The sequence below is a fragment of the Trujillonella humicola genome (genome assembly GCF_046233715.1).
GTDB classification, from domain to species: Bacteria; Actinomycetota; Actinomycetes; order Mycobacteriales; family Geodermatophilaceae; genus Trujillonella; species Trujillonella humicola.
Window position 1 is genome coordinate 1 of record NZ_JBJNRJ010000013.1, and the last position, 17186, is coordinate 17186.

19 protein-coding genes and 1 tRNA gene are annotated in these 17186 nt (G+C 76.4%); 10 read left to right on the forward strand and 10 right to left on the reverse strand.

Annotated elements, in window-relative coordinates:
* Positions 1–156 precede the first annotated feature (156 nt).
* On the forward strand, positions 157–1269 hold the full coding sequence (locus tag ACK586_RS09110) for an NAD-dependent epimerase/dehydratase family protein (protein WP_409330153.1): 1113 nt from the start codon (positions 157–159) through the stop codon (positions 1267–1269).
* A gap of 14 nt (positions 1270–1283) precedes the next feature.
* Here the strand turns inward: ACK586_RS09110 and ACK586_RS09115 are convergent, their stop codons facing one another.
* From ACK586_RS09115 to ACK586_RS09125, 3 genes are read right to left on the reverse strand one after another with little or no spacing between them, the layout of a single operon-like run.
* Positions 1284–1919, reverse strand: coding sequence for a PaaI family thioesterase (locus ACK586_RS09115; RefSeq protein ID WP_409330154.1), 636 nt, complete (start codon positions 1917–1919; stop codon positions 1284–1286).
* Entirely contained in the window at positions 1912–3066 is a 1155-nt protein-coding gene (locus ACK586_RS09120; protein ID WP_409330155.1) for an acyl-CoA dehydrogenase family protein, read from the reverse strand. Before ACK586_RS09120 ends, ACK586_RS09115 begins: the two co-directional genes overlap by 8 nt.
* A 60-nt stretch (positions 3067–3126) precedes the next feature.
* Positions 3127–3981: an aldo/keto reductase gene (locus tag ACK586_RS09125; RefSeq protein WP_409330156.1), complete on the reverse strand. Its 855-nt coding sequence runs from the start codon at positions 3979–3981 to the stop codon at positions 3127–3129.
* A 58-nt stretch (positions 3982–4039) separates the two neighbouring features.
* Between ACK586_RS09125 and ACK586_RS09130 the strand changes: the two genes are divergently transcribed.
* Positions 4040–4633 carry a histidine phosphatase family protein gene (locus tag ACK586_RS09130; protein ID WP_409330157.1) on the forward strand — a complete coding sequence of 198 codons (594 nt, stop codon included), beginning with the start codon at positions 4040–4042 and terminating at the stop codon, positions 4631–4633.
* Here the strand turns inward: ACK586_RS09130 and ACK586_RS09135 are convergent.
* Positions 4614–5723 (reverse strand): EAL domain-containing protein, encoded by a 1110-nt coding sequence (locus tag ACK586_RS09135; RefSeq protein ID WP_409330158.1) that lies wholly within the window; start codon positions 5721–5723, stop codon positions 4614–4616. The genes ACK586_RS09130 and ACK586_RS09135 overlap by 20 nt on opposite strands.
* Positions 5724–5851: 128 nt before the next feature.
* Between ACK586_RS09135 and ACK586_RS09140 the strand changes: the two genes are divergently transcribed.
* Positions 5852–6469 carry a TetR/AcrR family transcriptional regulator gene (locus tag ACK586_RS09140; protein ID WP_409330159.1) on the forward strand — a complete coding sequence of 206 codons (618 nt, stop codon included), beginning with the start codon at positions 5852–5854 and terminating at the stop codon, positions 6467–6469.
* 11 nt (positions 6470–6480) lie between these two features.
* On the opposite strand, the gene ACK586_RS09145 is transcribed toward ACK586_RS09140, so the two are convergent.
* Together ACK586_RS09145 and ACK586_RS09150 are read right to left on the reverse strand one after the other, a co-directional pair.
* The gene (locus ACK586_RS09145) at positions 6481–6978 is read right to left on the reverse strand and encodes a DUF427 domain-containing protein (RefSeq protein WP_409330160.1); all 498 of its coding nucleotides are present in this window, start codon (positions 6976–6978) and stop codon (positions 6481–6483) included.
* Between the two features lie 7 nt (positions 6979–6985).
* Complete coding sequence (locus ACK586_RS09150; protein ID WP_409330161.1) at positions 6986–7252, reverse strand: DUF3618 domain-containing protein; 267 nt, start codon at positions 7250–7252, stop codon at positions 6986–6988.
* Between the two features lie 192 nt (positions 7253–7444).
* Here ACK586_RS09150 and ACK586_RS09155 point away from each other — a divergent pair.
* A tRNA-Leu gene (locus tag ACK586_RS09155) sits at positions 7445–7525 on the forward strand.
* Positions 7526–7556: 31 nt separating this feature from the next.
* On the forward strand, positions 7557–8177 hold the full coding sequence (locus tag ACK586_RS09160; RefSeq protein WP_409330162.1) for a class I SAM-dependent methyltransferase: 621 nt from the start codon (positions 7557–7559) through the stop codon (positions 8175–8177).
* Here the strand turns inward: ACK586_RS09160 and ACK586_RS09165 are convergent.
* A complete protein-coding gene (locus ACK586_RS09165; protein ID WP_409330163.1) occupies positions 8153–10516 on the reverse strand; it encodes a CaiB/BaiF CoA transferase family protein in 2364 nt (787 codons plus the stop codon). The two genes, ACK586_RS09160 and ACK586_RS09165, sit on opposite strands and share 25 nt — an antisense overlap.
* Positions 10517–10599: 83 nt before the next feature.
* Here ACK586_RS09165 and ACK586_RS09170 point away from each other — a divergent pair, with 83 nt between their 5' ends.
* The 4 genes from ACK586_RS09170 (at position 10600) to ACK586_RS09185 (ending at position 14493) form a co-directional block, all read left to right on the forward strand.
* Positions 10600–11445, forward strand: coding sequence for an enoyl-CoA hydratase/isomerase family protein (locus ACK586_RS09170; RefSeq protein ID WP_409330164.1), 846 nt, complete (start codon positions 10600–10602; stop codon positions 11443–11445).
* On the forward strand, positions 11442–12230 hold the full coding sequence (locus ACK586_RS09175; protein WP_409330165.1) for an enoyl-CoA hydratase-related protein: 789 nt from the start codon (positions 11442–11444) through the stop codon (positions 12228–12230). The genes ACK586_RS09170 and ACK586_RS09175 overlap by 4 nt, the downstream gene beginning before the upstream one ends.
* On the forward strand, positions 12227–13279 hold the full coding sequence (locus ACK586_RS09180; protein ID WP_409330166.1) for an LLM class F420-dependent oxidoreductase: 1053 nt from the start codon (positions 12227–12229) through the stop codon (positions 13277–13279). The genes ACK586_RS09175 and ACK586_RS09180 overlap by 4 nt, the downstream gene beginning before the upstream one ends.
* 248 nt (positions 13280–13527) lie before the next feature.
* Positions 13528–14493, forward strand: coding sequence for a hypothetical protein (locus ACK586_RS09185; RefSeq protein ID WP_409330167.1), 966 nt, complete (start codon positions 13528–13530; stop codon positions 14491–14493).
* A 21-nt stretch (positions 14494–14514) separates the two neighbouring features.
* Here ACK586_RS09185 and ACK586_RS09190 read toward each other — a convergent pair whose 3' ends face one another.
* From ACK586_RS09190 to ACK586_RS09200, 3 genes are all read right to left on the reverse strand, one after another.
* The gene (locus ACK586_RS09190) at positions 14515–15423 is read right to left on the reverse strand and encodes a DUF6910 family protein (protein WP_409330168.1); all 909 of its coding nucleotides are present in this window, start codon (positions 15421–15423) and stop codon (positions 14515–14517) included.
* A 57-nt stretch (positions 15424–15480) separates the two neighbouring features.
* Positions 15481–15627: a hypothetical protein gene (locus tag ACK586_RS09195; RefSeq protein WP_409330169.1), complete on the reverse strand. Its 147-nt coding sequence runs from the start codon at positions 15625–15627 to the stop codon at positions 15481–15483.
* A gap of 79 nt (positions 15628–15706) precedes the next feature.
* Complete coding sequence (locus ACK586_RS09200; protein ID WP_409330170.1) at positions 15707–16807, reverse strand: HPP family protein; 1101 nt, start codon at positions 16805–16807, stop codon at positions 15707–15709.
* A 152-nt stretch (positions 16808–16959) separates the two neighbouring features.
* Between ACK586_RS09200 and ACK586_RS09205 the strand changes: the two genes are divergently transcribed.
* The gene (locus ACK586_RS09205) at positions 16960–17184 is read left to right on the forward strand and encodes a hypothetical protein (RefSeq protein ID WP_409330171.1); all 225 of its coding nucleotides are present in this window, start codon (positions 16960–16962) and stop codon (positions 17182–17184) included.
* Positions 17185–17186 lie beyond the last annotated feature (2 nt).

The window sequence follows — 17186 nt, forward strand, 5'->3', positions numbered from 1 at the left end:
CCCCCCCCCCCCCCCCCCCCCCCCCCCCCCCCCCCCCCCCCCCCCCCCCCCCCCCCCCCCCCCCCCCCCCCCCCCCCCCCCCCCCCCCCCCCCCGCCGCAGGACCGGCGTGGCCCGTCCACGGGTGGACGGCGGCGGAGGCGGGTAGCGGCAGCCCATGGCCGAGCTCTCCCCCGGACACCTGCAGGGCCTGCGGGTCGCCGTCACCGGCGCCAGCGGCAACGTCGGGACGGCGCTGCTGCGGCGGCTCACCGACCCGGCGCACGGCATCGCCGAGGTGCGGGGCCTCGCCCGCCGCCGCCCGCCCGGGACCGCGCCGTACACCGGGGTCGACTGGCACCTGGCCGACCTGGGCGAGCAGGCGAGCGAGGAGGACCTGGCCCGCGCCCTCGACGGTGTGGACGCCGTCGTCCACCTGGCGTGGGCGCTGCAGCCGGGCCGGCAGCCCGAGCGGCTGCACGCGGTCAACGTCGACGGCACCTACCGGGTGGCGCGTGCTGCCGCCCGAGCCGGCGTGGCCCACGTCGTGCACATGTCCTCGCTGGGCGCCTACGCCGCCGGCGCCCGGGACCAGGAGGTGCGGGAGGACTGGCCGGTCACCGGCATCCCCAGCTCCCAGTACAGCCGGGACAAGAGCTCGGCCGAGCGCGTCGTCCGCCAGGTGCTCGGCCACCGGCCGGAGACCACGCTGACCGTCGTCCGCCCGACGCTGGTCCTCCAGCCGGAGGCCGCCAGCGAGATCGGCCGCTACTTCCTCGGGCCGCTGCTGTTCGCCGCGGCGCGGGCCCTGCCGGGGCCGGTCGCGCAGGTGCTGCCGCTGCCGCTGCCCGCGCTGCGGGTGGGCTTCGTGCACGCCGACGACGTCGCCGACGCGATCGTCCGCATCCTCGACCGGCGGGCGCCGGGACCGTTCAACCTGGCCGCGGAACCGACGCTGGACGCCGACGGGCTGGCCCGCGCGCTGGGCACCCGGCGCATCCCGGTGCCCGCCGTGGTCCTCCGGGCCGCCCTCGCCGCCGCGTACGCCGCCCACCTGGTACCCACCGAGCCCGGCTGGCTGGACCTGGGCCTGGGCGCGCCCTCCCTGGACACCACCCGGGCCCGCACGCAGCTGGGCTGGGCCCCGGAGCAGGCCGGGGACGACGTGCTGCGCCGGTTCGTCGAGGCGCTGGGCCGGGGAGAGGGCGCGCCCGGGCCCCTGCTGCGGCCGGCCGGTGGCCCGTCGCGGGACCCGGCCGGCGATCCGGCGAACGTTCCGGGCGGCAGCTGAGGCAGCGGCCGCGGTCAGGCCGGCGCGTCCCGCGGGGTCACGAAGACCGCCTCGGCGTCGGCCAGGACCTCCCCCGCACCGCCCTCGACCCCGAGCCCGGCCCGGACGCAGGTGCGCCGTCCCTCCTGGCCCACCACCTCGCCGGTGAGCAGCAGCGGGACGCCGACGGGCACCGGCCGGCGGTAGCGGACCGTCAGGGTGGCGGTGACGCCGGCCCGGCCGGTGGCCCGGGCGGAGGTCTGCGCCAGCACGGCGTCGAGGACCGCGGCCAGGACACCCCCGTGGACGAGTCCGGGGAACCCCTCGTACGCCCGGCCCACCGTCACCCGGCCGACGGCCCGGCCCTGCTCGTCGACGCCTGGCGCGAGCATGGGCGCCACGGGGCTGCCCGGCCCGTAGACCGGGTTGTACGCGGGCACGCCCCCACCGGGGACGTCCACCGCGGCGGGCCGGCCCGGCTCGCGCTGCACCGCCCGCAGGCGCTCGGCCAGCTCGCGCACCGCGCCGGCGGCGGCGCCGAGGTCCGCGTCGGCCACCTCGGTGCCGACGGCGGCGTCCGCGAGGTCGCGCAGCGCCGCCCCCAGCTCCGCCACCGCCTCCCGGCGGCCTGCCCCGGTCCCGGGGGGCGCCGCCGCGAGCGGGTCAGCCACGCGGCATGCCCGCCTCGCGCAGCAGCCCGCCGCCGATGATCACCCGCTGCACCTCGCTGGTGCCCTCGTACAGCCGGTACAGGCGGGCGTCGCGGTAGAAGCGCTCCACCGGCGTGCTGCGCAGGTAGCCCATGCCGCCGTGCACCTGGACGGCGCGGTCGGTGGCCCGGCCGACCATCTCCGAGCAGAAGAGCTTGGCCGAGCTGGGGCCGATCGAGGTGTCCTCGCCGGTGTCGTAGCGGGCGGCGACGTCGCGGACGAGTGCCCGGCCGGCGACGAGCTCGGTGTGCATGTCGGCGATCAGCGCCTGGACCAGCTGGAACCGGCCGATCGGCGCGCCGCCCTGCCTGGCGGTGGCGGCGTGGGCCACGGACTCGTCGAGCACCCGCTGGGCCATGCCCACGCACATCGCCGCGATGTGCAGCCGCCCGCGGGAGAGCACCGTCAGCGCCTTGGCGTAGCCGCGCCCCTCCTCGCCGACCAGCGCGTCGGCCGGCACGCGGACGTCGTCGAAGAAGACCTCCGACGTCCAGGCGCCCGACTGGCCCATCTTCTCGTCCTTGGCGCCCAGCGAGACCCCCGGCGCCGTCGCGTCGACGACGAAGCTGGAGATGCCCCGCCCGCCGCGCTGCTCGGGGTCGCTGCGGGCGAAGACCACGAACAGGTCGGCGATCGGCGCGTTGGTGATGTACCGCTTGCTGCCGCTGATGACCCACTCGTCGCCGTCCCGGCGGGCGGTGGTGCGCAGGCCGGCGGGGTCGGAGCCGGCCTCGGCCTCGGTGAGGGCGAAGGAGCCGATGAGCTCCCCGGCAGCGAGTCGCGGCAGGTACCGCTTCTTCTGCTCCTCGCTGCCGAAGCGCGCGATGACCTGCCCGGCGATGCCGTTGTTGGTGCCGAACAGCGACCGGAACGCCGGGGTGGTGTAGCCGAACTCGAAGGCGAGCTCGACGTCCTCGCTCATGGTGACGCCGAGACCGCCGTACTCCTCGGGCAGCGCGTAGCCGAACAGGCCCATGTCGGCGATGGCGCCGCGCAGCTCCTCGGGGATGCGGTCGTGCCGGTCGATCTCCTCCTCGCGGGGGACGACCACCTCCCGCACCAGCTGGCGAACAGCGTCCCGGATCTGGCTGAAGTCCTCGGCGTCCACCGCCCCATCGTGCCGGAGGAGATCTGTCGGCGTGACACCGACAGATCTCCTCCGCGGAGGTCAGGCCAGGGCGTCGAGGCGGGCCATGTCCTCGTCGGAGAGGGTGAGCCGGGCCGCGCCCAGGTTCTCGGTCAGGTGATCGACGGACTTGGTGCCCGGGATGGGCAGCACGACCGGGGACTTCTGCAGCAGCCAGGCCAGCGCCACCTGGGACGGAGTGGCGCCCAGCTCGCGGGCGATGTCGGCGACCGGGCTGTGCGGGGCGGCGAGGTCACCGGTGGCGATCGGGAACCACGGGATGAAGCCGATGCCCTCTGCGGTCGCGTGGTCCAGGACGTCCTGGGACTGCCGGTTGGTCAGGTTGTAGAGGTTCTGCACGCTGACGATCTCGACGATCTCGCGCGCGGCGCGCAGCTGCTCGACCGACACCTCCGAGACCCCGATGTGCCGGACCTTGCCCTCCTCCTGCAGTTCCGCGAACACGCCGAGCTGGTCGGCGAGGGGGACGTCGGGGTCGATGCGGTGCAGCTGGATGAGGTCGATCCGCTCCAGCCGCAGGTGCCGCAGCGAGAGCTCGACCTGCTGGCGCAGGTAGGCGGGGCGGCCGACCGGGGTCCAGATGCCGGGGCCCTGCCGGGTGAGCCCGGCCTTGGTCGCGATGACCAGTCCCTCCGGATAGGGGTGCAGCGCCTCGGCGAGGATCAGCTCGCTGACGAAGGGGCCGTAGGAGTCGGCGGTGTCGATGAAGTCCACGCCCTGCTCGACGGCGGCGCGCACCACGCGCAGGGCGCCGTCGCGGTCGGCCGGCTCACCCCACACGCCGGGGCCCGGCAGCTGCATCGCGCCGTAGCCGAGCCGGTGCACGGGCAGGTCCCCGCCGAGGGAGAAGGTGTCGCTCAGCTGTGCGGTCGTCATGCCGGGTGCCAGCGCGTCCCCCCGCGCGCGTGTTCCCGCCGGCGTGTTCGATGACCGGGTGAGTTCCGACCGGGTGGGACAGATCGTCGTGCTGCGGCACGGGCAGACGGAGTGGAGCCGCAGCGGGCAGCACACCGGGGGAACCGACCTGCCGCTGCTGCCCGAGGGCGAGGAGCAGGCCCGCGCGCTGGCCCCGCGGCTGGCCGAGCGGCGCTTCGCCGAGGTGTGGACCAGCCCGATGCAGCGCGCCCGGCGGACGGCGGAGCTGGCCGGGTTGACCGCGACCGGGATCGACCCCGACCTGGTGGAGCTGGACTACGGCGGCTACGAGGGGCGCACGACCGCCGAGATCAGCGAGGAGCTGGGCCGGCAGTGGTCGGTCTGGCGCGACGGCGTCGTCCCCGGCGACACCCCCGGGGAGACCCTGGCGCAGGTCGCCGAGCGGGTCGACCGGGTGCTGGACCGCGCCCGCGCGCGGCTGGCGGACGGCGACGTGGCGCTGGTCGCCCACGGCCACGTGCTGCGGGTCCTGACCGCCCGCTGGCTGGGGCTCGGCCCGGAGGCCGGTGCCCTGCTGGCGCTGCCCGCCGGGGCCTACGGCGTCCTCGGGCACGAGCACGCCCGGCCGGTGCTCACCGGCTGGGGGCTGTGAGCTCCGCCGCGGGCTCCTGCACGGGCTCCAGCACCGGCTCGAGCACGACCGGGCGGCCGAAGAACCAGCCCTGACCGAGGTCGACGCCCAGCGCGGTGACCCGCTCGGCGGTCGCCTCGTCCTCCACCCCCTCGGCGACGACCAGCGCGTCGACCCGGTGGGACGCGTCGACCACGGCGCGGACCATCGTCCGCGCCATCTCGTCGGGCAGCGCCTGCACCAGCCGCTTGCCGAGCTTGACCACGTCGGGGCGCACCGTGGCGAGCAGCTCGCGGCTGGCCCAGCCGGCGGCGACGTCGTCCAGCGCCACCCGCCAGCCCAGCTCCCGGTACTGCTCGAGCACCGAGAGCAGGTGCCCGTGCTCGGCCACGGCGGAGGGCTCGGCCACCTCGATGACCAGCCGCTCGGGCTCGAGGCCGGCGTCGGCCATCAGCTGCCGGGTGCTGGCCAGATCGGCGTCGGGACGGTGGACGGAGGTGGGGTGGGTGTTGACGAACAGGTCGGCGTCGCCCAGCCACGGCGCGGCCCCGGCGACGGCGCACTCCCGGCCGATGCGGTCCAGCCGCGGCAGCCAGTCGGCCGACGCGGCGACGAAGAACAGGTCGCCGCCCCCCACCTCGCGCCCGTCGACCAGACCGCGCAGCAGCGCCTCGTGCGCGACGACCGCGCCGTCGGCCAGCCGGACGACCGGCTGGTAGACGCTCCACAGCTCGGCCTCGGCCAGGACGCCGACCTCGGCGGTGATCCCGCGGCGGGCGAGCTCCACGGCCAGGGTCGGCGCGGTGAGCAGGCGGGTGACCAGCGCCGTGTACTCCCCCGGGGGGTCGGTGGCCACGCGCACCACCTCGGCCTCGGCGGTGGTGAGCTCCCGAGAGAGCCGGTCGAACAGCCGCTCCACGCCCAGGCCGTCGCGCTCGTCGGTCAGGTCCAGCAGCCCCTCGGCCCGGTAGACCGACAGCCCGACCGCCCGGGCGATGCCGGCCACCACGGGCAGCACGCTCCCGACCGGGCTGGCCATCAGCAGGCGGGTCGCCACCTCCGGCAGCTCCCACGTCTCGCGCCGCCGGCTCGTGCTGATGGTGCTGGGCACCCCAGCAGGATGACCGAGGTCGTGCCCGGTCACGGGCAGGCGCGCGGAGCCACCCCGTCGGGCGACTTCCCCGGTCCGGGATCCGCGAGATCCGGAACTTCACAGCTTGAGTGTCTAAGGTCGAGGACATGACGACCGTCGTGAGCCCCGAGACCCCGCGCACCAGCCGAGGAGGCCGGCCGCGCGATCCCAGCCGGGACGGGGTGATCCGGGAGGCGATCCTGCGCCTGCTCGGCGACGTCGGGTACGGCGCGCTGACGATGGACGCCGTGGCCGCCGAGGCCGGGGTGGGCAAGGCGACGATCTACCGGCGCTGGCGGACCAAGCAGGACCTGGTCGTCGACACCGTCTCGGTGATGAACCAGTCGCTGGCCACGCCGGTCGACACCGGCTCGCTCGAGGGCGACATCCGCGAGGTCATCCACCGCTTCGTCGACCTCATCAACGGCCCGGTGGGCACGGCGATCCGCTCGCTGCTGCCGGTGATGCAGCACCAGCCGGAGCTTCGCCGGGCGTTCGACACCGGCTTCCTGGGCACCTGGCGGTCCTTCTACGCCCAGATGTGGCAGCGCGCCGAGGCCCGTGGCGAGCTGACCAGCGGCGTCGAGGGGTCCACGGTGGCCGAGGCCACGACGGCCCTGCTCGTGCAGCGCTGGCTCTACACCGACCGGCCGGTCGACCACCCCTACGCCGACGAGGTGCTCGAGACCGTCGTCCTCCCGCTGCTGCGCACCCGGCGTCCCTGAGCCGGGCGGGGTCACCAGCCCCGCGTGCCCGGCTCGCCCTTGAACGGGCCGACGACGTCCGGGGTGATCCACCCGCCGTAGAAGTCACCGGCCTGCGCCCGCACCTCGACCCCGTCGACCCGGGCGGCGTCGACCCGGCTCGGGTAGAACGCGACGGCTCCGCGCAGGTGCTCGTAGCCCGCGGTGGGCCGCTCGTAGGACCAGCCGACCGAGCGCACGCCGCGGCCGTCGACGACGGCGTCCCAGTAGCTCGCGACGCCCTTCCACTCGCACCACGAGGCGCCCTCCCCGGGCTGCAGCACGCCGGGCTCGACGTCCTCGCGGGGCACGTAGTAGACGGGCGGGTGGCTGGTCTCGCAGACCCGCACCGCCCGGGTGGTCCGTGCGACCACCCGTCCGCCGAGCTCGACCTCGACCAGCCGCCCGGTCACCTCGGCCGACGGCGGGCGCGGGTAGTCCCAGACGGACTCCTGCCCCGGCCCGACGGGGTCGCGGCGAGGGGCAGGCATCGGCGGGTCAGCGCGTGCGCTTGCCGGTGAGCGCGCTGCGCCGGCGCCGGCGCCCGCGCACCGAGTTGACGACGACGACGGTGACGAACACGCCGACCGCGCCGACGGTGGCCTTGCCCGCCGGGGACTGGAAGAACCGCACGACGGCGGCCTGCCCCTGCGCCTTCAGCCGGGCGGGGCTGCTCCGGTGGGCCAGCTGGTCGAGCGTGGCCGCCAGCGACTCACGGGCAGCGTCGATCTCCAGCTGGATCTGTCGGGGGTCGCGAGGGGGCACGCCGACAGCCTGCCAGAACGCCCCCGTCCCGGCGCGCGGCCGCGGTGCCGGGCACCCGCACGGGCGACCCGCCCCCTCTCCCTCCGCGAGATCTGCACACTCGTCGCCATCAGCCGGCGATGCCGTCGAGTGTGCAGATCTCGTCGAACGCAGTGGGGGCAGCAGGGCCCCGGCCGTAGACTCCGGGGCCGCGCGGGAGTGGTGTAACGGCAGCCACGCCAGACTTAGGATCTGGTGCCTTCGGGCGTGCGGGTTCGACTCCCGCCTCCCGCACAGCGGCGTCCGGGGACGACACTGGGCACCCATGGGCACTCCCAGCCGGCTCCTCCGCACCCGGCTCCCCGCCGCGCCTCCCGAGGGCGACGTCCGCGAGCGCGTCTGCGCCGGGCTCGTCGGGGACGTGGTCGAGATCGGCTACGGCGCCGGGCTCAACCACCCCCACCTGCCGCCGGAGGTCACCGGGGTATGGGCGATCGAGCCCTCGCCGGCCGCGCTGCACCGCGCCGGGACCGGCCGCGGCGACCCCGCCGTCCCGGTCGTCGTCGCCGGCGCCGACGCGCAGCGGCTGCCCTTCCCCGACGACCGGTTCGACTCGGCGCTGTCCACCTGGGTGCTCTGCGGGCTGCCCGACCCGGCGGCGGCGCTGGCCGAGGTCGCCCGCGTGCTGCGCCCCGGCGGCGTCCTGCACTTCGTCGAGCACGGCCGGTCGCCGGACCCGGCGGTGCGTCGCTGGCAGCGCCGCGGCCCGCGGGCCGAGCGGCTGCGCACCGCGTGCTCGCTGGACGACGACGTGGCGGCGCTGCTGGCCGCCTCGCCGCTGACCGTGACCGAGCTGGTGCGCTACGACGAGCCGGGCCAGCCGAGCTGGGCCGGGTACACCTTCGAGGGCCGCGCGACCGCTCAGTTGGCGAACCGCTCCCGGTAGTCCTCCCCCGGCTCGTAGGCCACGCCCGCGGCGACGAGGTCGTCGATCTCCCGCTGCGAGAGGCCGATGCCGTCGAGGACCTCCCGGGTGTGCTGGCCGACCAGCGGCGCCGGCCCGGCGATGCGGCCCGGCGTCTCGGAGAAGTCGATCAGGTGCCCGAACTGGCGGGTGCGACCGAAGACCGGGTGCTCGTACTCGGCCACCAGGCCCAGCCGCACGTTGTCGGCGTCGTACAGCGGGGCGACGCCGCCCTGGGTGTCCAGCGGCAGCTCGCACGGCACCCCGGCGGAGTCCAGCGCGCGCTTCCAGTTCCAGCTGGTGCGCCGGGCGAACGCCGCCTCCAGCGCGGCCTCGACCTCCTCGCGCGGATCCCCGCGGCGGCCGGTCAGCTCGTCGGCGCCGACGGCCGCGCACAGCGCCGCCCACTGCCCGTCGGTGGTGGCGCACACCTGCAGGTACTGGTCGTCCTGGCAGCGGTAGAGCCGGTAGCCGGGGCCGACGCCGTGCAGCCCGGCGTCCAGGTGCGGCCGCTCCAGCGGCACCCCGTCGACCAGCAGCGCGTCGGAGGCGAACACGGCGCCGCCGTCGAGCAGCGACGTCCACAGCTCCTGCCCCTGACCGGTGCGGTCCCGGTGGGCCAGCGCGAGCAGGACGCCGACCACCGACAGCACCGCGTTGGCCTGGTCGGTGAAGCCGAAGCGCACGTACAGCGGGCGCTGCCCCAGGTGCACCGCGCCCTGCTCGAACTCGATGCCGCTGCTGGCCTGGTACAGCGGGTCCAGGCCGCCGGAGCGGCCGAGCGGGTCGGGCAGCCCGTAGGCGTAGGTGTTGCAGTAGATGACGCCTTCGTTGACCGCCCGGCAGTCGGCGTAGCCGATGCCGATCCGGTCGGCGACGCCGCGGGTCATGTTGTGGTGGACGACGTCGGCGGTGCGCACCACCTCGAGCGCGATCTCGCGGCCGCGGGGGTTCTTCAGGTCCAGCGCCAGCGAACGCTTGCCCCGCTGGCAGCCGTTGAACGGCGCCTGCGCCATCCGCATGGCGTCGCCGGTGACCGGCTCGATCTTGACCACGTCCATGCCGAGGTCGCCCAGCAGCATCGGGCCGAACGGTCCGGCGAGGTACTGCCCGACGTCGACCAGCCGCAGCCCACCCAGCGCCGTCGGCCGCGCCGGGCCGCCCGACGGGACCGGCGCGGTCCGCTCGGCACCCCAGCCGGAGGCGCGCAGCGCCGCGCCGTGCTCGTCCAGCCGGGGCCGCGGCGAGACGATCGCGCCGGGCGTGCCCAGGAGGTGGACGGGCACGCCCATCTGCGTGGTCGCGCCCAGCTCCGGGTCGGTCACCTGCGCGACCATGCCGTTGGCGGCCAGCTGCGGGTGCGGCTCGGCCAGCGACTGCTCGGCCGGGACCACCGGCTCGCACGCGTGGTTCTCGTCCCGCAGGACGGCGGCCAGGTCGGCGGTCTTCCAGGTGGCGAAGGCGGCGACCCGCTCGGCGTGCCAGGCCTCCCGCTGCTCGGCCGGTGCGGACGCCTGCAGGTAGGGGTGCGGCTGGTCCAGGCCGAGGATCTCCTCGATCGACCGCTTCGGCGTCAGCCCGGAGAGCACGGAGAGGTGGATCCACCCGTCGGCGGTCTGCCAGATCATCCCCTGGTGGATGCCGGGCGGGTACGTCTTCGCCATGACCTCGTGGAACGCCGGCGCCCAGTGCTCGACGTCCTGCCAGATCTGGGTCGTGTACAGGAACAGGCCCTGCAGCAGCGACGTCCGCACGTGCTGGCCGCGACCGGTGGTGGCGCGCTGGCGGAGCGCGGCGAGGATGCCCATGGGTGCCAGGAAGACCGCGCCGAGGGTCGGCGTCGGCGCGTGGTTGTACACCGGCCCCGGCCGCCAGCCGGGCTGCTCGAACTGGGCGCCGCCCGCGGCCTGGACCAGCGCGTCCCAGCCGGGGCGCTGCTCGTTGCGGTGGCCGACCGGCCAGGCCGGGACCGAGCAGTAGACCAGCGCCGGGTGCCGCGCGTGCACCGCGTCGTAGCCGAGGCCCAGCCGGTCCATGACACCCGGTCGGAAGCCCTCGACCAGGACGTCGGCGCCGGCCAGCAGCTCCTCGAGCACCGCGGCGTCCTCGGCGTCGGTCAGGTCCAGCGCGATCGACCGGCGGCTGCGGTGCCAGACGGCGCTGCCGTGGTAGCCGCGGAACGGATCGCCCCCCGGCGGCTCCACCTTGACCACGTCGGCACCGTGCTCGGCCAGCATGGTGACGCCCACCGAGGCGCCCGGGCCCCAGGTGAGATCGAGGATCCGGATGCCGTCCAGGGCGCTGCCCGACCGAGTCGTCACGGGCGGAGTGTGTCGGCGCTCACCGGGCGGCACAATGCTCCCGGCCTGGATACCGTCAGGCATTCCATAGAGGGAGGACGACGATGTCCGAGGCGGCAGCCGCCGATCCCGCGGCCTGGGCCGAGGCCGGCCTGGCCTTCCGCGTGGAGGAGGGCGTCGCCTGGCTCGTCCTCGACCGCCCGCAGGTGCGCAACGCGATCCACCACCCGCTGCGCAATGCCTTGCTCGCCGCGATCGAGGAGGTCCGCGCCGACCCGGCGATCCGCGCCGCGGTGGTCACCGGGAACGGGACCGCGTTCTGCGCCGGCGCCGACCTGATGTCGCCGCCGCACATCGAGATCCCGCCCGACCGGCAGCGCGGCGCCCCGGCCAACGTCGCCCGCGAGGACGGCCGGCGCTTCGGCTGGTGGCGGCTGGCGCGGGCAATCTGGGAGAACGAGAAGCCGTTCGTCGCCGCCGTCAACGGCCCGGCCTACGGGGGCGGCTGCAACCTCGCGCTGGCCTGCGACCTGGTCGTCGCCGCGGAGTCGGCCCGGTTCAGCGAGGTCTTCGTGACCCGCGGCCTCCCGCTCGAGGGCGCCGCCGCCTACCTGCTCACCCGGTCGCTCAGCCCGGTCCGGGCCAAGGAGATGGCGCTGTTCGGCGACCCGGTCGACGGGCGGACGGCGGCCGAGTGGGGGCTGGCCAACCGCTGCGTGCCCGACGACCAGCTGGTGGAGTTCGCCGGCGGCTGGGCCCGGCGGCTGGCCGCGGGCCCGACGATCGGCATCGGCCACGTGAAGGGCCAGGTCAACGAGGCGTTCGAGCAGAGCATGGAGCAGGTGGCCCGGCACGAGGTGACGCTGCTGGGCCTCGGTATCGGGAGCGACGCGCAGGAGGCCATGCAGGCCTTCCGGGAGCGCCGCGAGCCCCGGTTCACCGGCCGGTGAGCGCCCCCAAGGTGCTCGTCGAGCGACACGGGCACGTGCTGGTCGTGACGATCAACCGGCCCGAGGTGCGCAACGCCGTCGACGGCGAGGTGCACATGACGATCGGCCGGCTGCTCGACGAGGTGGACGCCGACCCCGACGTCCGCGTCGTCGTGATCACCGGCGCCGGGGGCAGGGCGTTCTGCGCCGGCGCGGACCTGAAGGCCAACGCCCGCGGCGAGAGCGTGCTGCCGCGGGGGTTCGAGCACTGGGGCTTCGCCGGCTGGGTGCGCCACCCGATCGGCAAGCCGACGATCGCCGCGGTCAACGGGGCAGCGATGGGCGGCGGCGCGGAGCTGCTGCTCTCCTGCGACCTCGCCGTCGCCGCCGAGCACGCCGTCATCGGGCTGCCGGAGGTGACGATCGGCATGATCGCCGCCGACGGCGGCCCGTTCCGGGCGCTGGCGCAGCTCCCCCAGCGCGTCGGCATGGAGCTGGTGCTGACCGGTGATCCGATCACGGCCGCTCGGGCGCTGGACCTGAACCTGGTCAACCGGGTCGTGCCGGGCCCGCAGGTGCTCGACGCCGCCCTGGCACTGGCCGGCCGGATCGCGGCCAACGCCCCGCTGGCGGTGCAGGCCAGCAAGCGGATCGCCCTCGGCCTGCGCGGCGGCGAGCGGCCGGCCGAGCGGCTGCACTGGGAGCTCACCCGGGAGCACGCGCACGCCACCGCCGGGTCGGCCGACGCGCGGGAGGGCGTGCGCGCCTTCCTGGAGAAGCGCCCGCCCGTCTGGACCGGCCGGTGAGGCTCGGGATGCCGCTGTCCTACAGCGGTGGGTTCCGCGAGGCGGCGGCAGTGATCGGCGAGTACGAGGCCGCCGGCCTCGACGTCGTCCTCGTCCCGGAGGCGTGGTCGTTCGACGCGGTCAGCCAGCTCGGCTACCTGGCCGCACGGACGACGACGCTGCAGCTGGCCGCGGGCATCCTCAACGTCTACTCCCGCACCCCCGCGCTGCTGGCGATGACCGCCGCCGGGCTGGACGCCGTCTCGGGCGGCCGCTTCACCCTGGGCCTGGGCGCCTCCGGCCCGCAGGTCGTCGAGGGCTGGCACGGTGTCCCCTACACCGCGCCGCTGGCCCGGACCCGCGAGGTCGTGGAGATCTGCCGGTCGGTGTGGCGGCGCGAGCGGGTCCTGCACGACGGCCGCCACGTCTCGGTGCCACTGACGCCGGAGCGCGGCGGCAGCGGTCTCGGGAAGCCGCTGGAGCTGATCGACCACCCGGTCCGCGCGCGCATCCCGCTGATGCTGGCCGCGCTCGGGCCGCGCAACGTCGCGCTGGCCGCCGAGCTGTTCGAGGCGTGGGAGCCGATCTTCTACCTGCCCGAGCGCGCGGCGGACGCCTTCGGCGGCCCGCTGGCCGAGGGCTCCGCCCGCCGCGACCCGGCGCTGGGCCCGCTGGACGTCGTCGCCGACACCCACCTGCTGGTCACCGAGGACGCCGACCGGGCCGAGCGGGCCCTGCGGCGGGTGCGCCGGCACCTGGCGCTCTACATCGGCGGGATGGGCGCCCGGGACCGCAACTTCTACAACGACCTCGCCGTCCGCTACGGCTTCCCGGACGCCGCCCGCAAGGTGCAGGAGCACTACCTCGGCGGCCGCCCGCAGCAGGCCGCCGCCGCGCTTCCCGAGGAGCTGGTGCGCGGGGTGTCGCTGGTCGGGCCGCGCGGGTTCGTGGCCGAGCGGGTCGCCGCCTTCCGCGAGGCGGGCGCCACCACGCTCAACGCGACGCCCCTGGGCGAGGACCACGCCGCCCGGCTGGAGTCGCTGACCGCGCTGCGGGCTCTCACCGGCTGACCGCCGTCCTGCCCGGCCGGCCGACGGCGGGGTCAGCGGGACGCCGGCCGGACGCGACACGCCGAGCGCCGCGACGCACCGGGGTCGGGCAGATCACGTCGGTGTGTTTCCGCAGCTCAGCGCTGTGCGCGGGGACCAGGAGCCGGGCGACGGCGGCGGCTGCGTCGTAGCGTGGGGAAACGGCCGCCCTCCCGCCGACGCGGGCCGGCCGCCGCCTGCACGTGCCCGGACACGACCCCTCGGAGCCCATGTCCCCGCCCCGCCCCGCCCCCACCGAGCGCCTCGCCGTCCCCGACGGTGAGCCGGAGAAGAAGAAGATCTCGCTCAGCCCCGTGCAGGTCACCGCCGGTGCGATGGCCTCGGTCTCCTCGGCCGTGGTGGCCTCCTTCTTCGGTGTGGCCGGCACCCTCATCGGTGCCGCGCTGGCCAGCGTCATCAGCACCGTGAGCGCCGCGCTCTACTCGACCTCGCTGGCCCGGACCAACGATCGCCTGCGCCAGGTGCGGGTCCAGCTGGCCGCGCCGGGATCGCCCGGCTCGCCCGGGCGGACGGCCGCGGACACCGCGGACCCCGCGGGGGCGACGGCGGTGCTGGACGGCCCGGCGGACGGGCCGGATGCGGTGGCCCGGCCGGACGACGAGCAGGACGGGTCGGAGCCGGACGACGCCGCGGCCGGGACGCGCGTGCTGCCCGCGGCGCTGGACCCCCGGCGGGCTCCGGCTCCCCGCGCGACGCGCTGGCCCCGGGTGGCCGGCTACGCCGTGGCGATCTTCGGCCTGGCCATGGGGATCGTCACGGGCGTCGAGATCGTCAGTCAGCAGCCGGTGTCCGCCCTGGTCGGGGCACAGGAGGCCTCGTCGACCACGACGCTCGGGGAGCTGACGCGCACCTCGTCGTCGCCGGCGGAGGACCCCGGCGCGCCGGCGCCGACGACGACGCCCGCCCCCGCGACGGAGACCCCCGGCGACGGCACCGGCACCGGCACCACGGCGCCGACCACCGCCGCCCCGACGACTCCCGGTCCGACCACCGGGACGCCGACGGAGGCGCCTCCGCCGACCGGCACCCCGACCGCCGGCCCGACCGAGGGCACCGAGGCGCCGCCGACCGGCCCGTCCCCGCAGCCGCCGGACGGCGGGGCCGCACCCGGCGGAGGCGGCGGCGCCGCACCCGGCGGCGCCGGCGGGATCCCGCCCGCGGCTCCGGCGCCGTGAGGCCCTGACCGGGGGCGGAACTCAGGTCAGGAGAACGCGCAGGTCCAGCGCCACCGAGGGCAGGTCCGGGTCGTCGTCGTCCACGACGGCGAGCAGCCGCACCTCGTCCCCCGAGGCCTCGCGCAGGGCCAACCCCTCGAGCTTGTGCACCCGTCCGCCCGCTGCCGGCAGCGGCGCGACGTCGACCACGCGGTGGTCCTCGACGAGTGCGAGGGCGGTGGCGACGACCGGGCCGTCGTCGACCGCGTTCGGGGTGTCCTCGGCCGCGGCGGCCAGCAGCGTGCGGCCGTCGGGCAGCGCCACGGCGTCGGTGACCGCGAGCCCGACCCCGCCGACCTCGCCGAGGTGGTAGCGGCGGACGGCCCCGACCGGGACGGCGGCGGCGCCGGTCCGCCCGAGCACCGCGCCGACGAGCTCGGCCAGCGGCAGGTCCACGCCGGTCGAGGCCACCCCCGCGGCGAGGTTCCCGCGCTGGTACCAGCGGACCGTGTCCCCGTGCCGGCTGCCGCCCTCGAGGTTCAGCTGCCCGAGCGGGACGCCGGCCGCCTCGGCGACCCGCCGGTACAGCGGGGCGAGGTCGGCGGCGACGACGACCGGCGCCACACCCTCCAGCCGCACCAGCACCCCGGTCATGCGGCGGCGCGAGGACCCCGAGCCCAGGGCCAGCACCGCCGGCGCGCCGTCGACGTCGACCGGGCAGGCGACCTCGAGGTCGGGCTTGAGGTGCTTGGTCCCCGCTGCGGCGGAGAACCGGTCGAGCCCCTCGACCGGGGGCAGCAGCCGCACCGGGACGACCGACGTCCCGCGGCGCCAGGCCGCCGAGGTCGCGTCGTCCTGCACCACCAGCCAGCCGTCGCCCAGCGGGGCCACCCCGGAGGCCGCGCTCACCGGCGTCCCGTCGTCGAACCGCAGCGCGTCGACCGTCTCCACGAGGACCTCCACGCCGGACCGGTGCCCACCGCGGGACCCGCTCACGCGGGCGGCGGGTCAGCGCTGGGCCGTCGCTCCCACGACCGAGTGCGGGAACGGGTCGGCGCCGTCGCGGAAGGCCGCGACCTCGGCGAACACCGGCAGCACGGCTGCGGCGGCGAGCACGGCGAGCGAGGCGGCCAGCTTGCGGAGGACGGACGGCACCGCCCGATCCAAGCCGACGACGCCCGCACCGTGGGGCCCCGGCGCCCAGGTCCGCCCGATCCGGGGACACCGGGACGCCTCAGGCGCCTCCGGAGCCGACCAGCGCCCGGTGCAGGACGGCGATCAGCTCGGTGCGCGTGATGATCCCGACCAGCCGGCCGGCGTCGTCGACCACCGGCAGGGTGCGCAGACCCCGGTCGGTCATCAGCTCGACCAGCTCGGCGACCGGGGTGCCGGCGCGGACGGTGGTCACCGGTGCGGTCATCACCCGCTCGACCGGGTCGAACTCCACGATGTCGCGGTTGAACAGGTCGAACACGGTGATGATCCCGACCACCCGGTCGTCGTCGTCGACCACCGGCACCGCCTTCACGTGGTGCTGGTTGATCACCATCCGCGCCCGGTACAGGGTGTCTCGCGGCCGCACGCTGATCACGTCGCGGGCCATCAGCGTGCCGACCCGCAGGCTGCCCAGCCGCCGGTCCAGCGCGTGCGTCTCGGCGTCCCGGACGAGCGCGACCACGTCACCGGGGAGCACGTCGAGGCCGCGGTCCAGCCGCACGATGGCGCGGGCGACGTCCTCGGTCGAGACGCCGACCCGCTCGCTCGGCGCCGGGTCGGTCCCCTGCGCCGACGGGGGCGGCGGGGGCACGTGCGGGTAGGGCCGGCCGGTGAGGTTGTTCACCAGCGCCCCCACGACGAGCAGCACGACGGTGTTGACGCCGACCGGGAGGACGGCAAACGCGTACCCCTGCTCGGCGACCGCGGACCCCCCGACGGCTGCGAACAGCGCGCAGGCACCGCCGGGTGGGTGCACGCACCGCAGCAGCATCATCACCGCGATGGCCGCGCCGACGGCGACCGCGGCGGCGAGTGTGACGTCGTCCAGCAGCCTGCCCGCCGTCACCCCGACCAGCGTGGAGACGACGTTGCCGACGAGCAGCGACCACGGCTGGGCCAGTGGGCTGGCCGGGGCGGCGAACAGCAGCACCGCGGTGGCGCCCATCGGGGCCACGATGAACGGGAGCGCCTCCGGGCCGCCGGGCAGCACCCGGGCCGCGAGCGCGGCGAGGGCGATGCCGACGCAGGCACCGAGCCCGCCGCGGGCCAGGTCCACCGGCCGGTAGCCGACCGGCCCGGGACGCAGGGAGCCCAGCCAGGCCCGGCGATCGGCGTGCACCCCGTCGTCCTCCCCCGACGGCTGCGCCGCCGTCGACGCGGGGACCCTAGCCCGCCGTGCGGGCGGCGACGGGGTCCGGCGCCTCACCCGTCCGGGGGACGCCGGGGTGGCGGTCGCTGTGCCCGTGCCCGGGGACTGCCGACCCTCCGGTCATGACTGCTGTCCTCCCCCGCACCACCGGCCGGCACCGCGCTCCCGAGACCGCTGCCGAGCCGGGCCGCCCCCCGGCCGACGAGCTCCTGTGGGCCGACGCGGCGGCGTTCCGCGCGGCCTGGACGCGCGGCCGGCACGCCGCTCCGGAGCCCTCCGGGCGGCACGCCGCGGCCGAGGACGGCGACGTCTTCGACTGGCTGGGCTTCGCCCCCGCGACGGACTGACC

Bases quoted from the DNA above. Each gene is read 5' to 3' on its own strand.
- ACK586_RS09110 (WP_409330153.1), top strand. From the start codon at position 157: ATGGCCGAGCTCTCCCCCGGACACCTGCAGGGCCTGCGGGTCGCCGTC.
- ACK586_RS09125 (WP_409330156.1), bottom strand. From the start codon at position 3,981: ATGACGACCGCACAGCTGAGCGACACCTTCTCCCTCGGCGGGGACCTG.
- ACK586_RS09140 (WP_409330159.1), top strand. From the start codon at position 5,852: ATGACGACCGTCGTGAGCCCCGAGACCCCGCGCACCAGCCGAGGAGGC.
- ACK586_RS09145 (WP_409330160.1), bottom strand. From the start codon at position 6,978: ATGCCTGCCCCTCGCCGCGACCCCGTCGGGCCGGGGCAGGAGTCCGTC.
- ACK586_RS09160 (WP_409330162.1), top strand. From the start codon at position 7,557: ATGGGCACTCCCAGCCGGCTCCTCCGCACCCGGCTCCCCGCCGCGCCT.
- ACK586_RS09170 (WP_409330164.1), top strand. From the start codon at position 10,600: ATGTCCGAGGCGGCAGCCGCCGATCCCGCGGCCTGGGCCGAGGCCGGC.
- ACK586_RS09185 (WP_409330167.1), top strand. From the start codon at position 13,528: ATGTCCCCGCCCCGCCCCGCCCCCACCGAGCGCCTCGCCGTCCCCGAC.
- ACK586_RS09205 (WP_409330171.1), top strand. From the start codon at position 16,960: ATGACTGCTGTCCTCCCCCGCACCACCGGCCGGCACCGCGCTCCCGAG.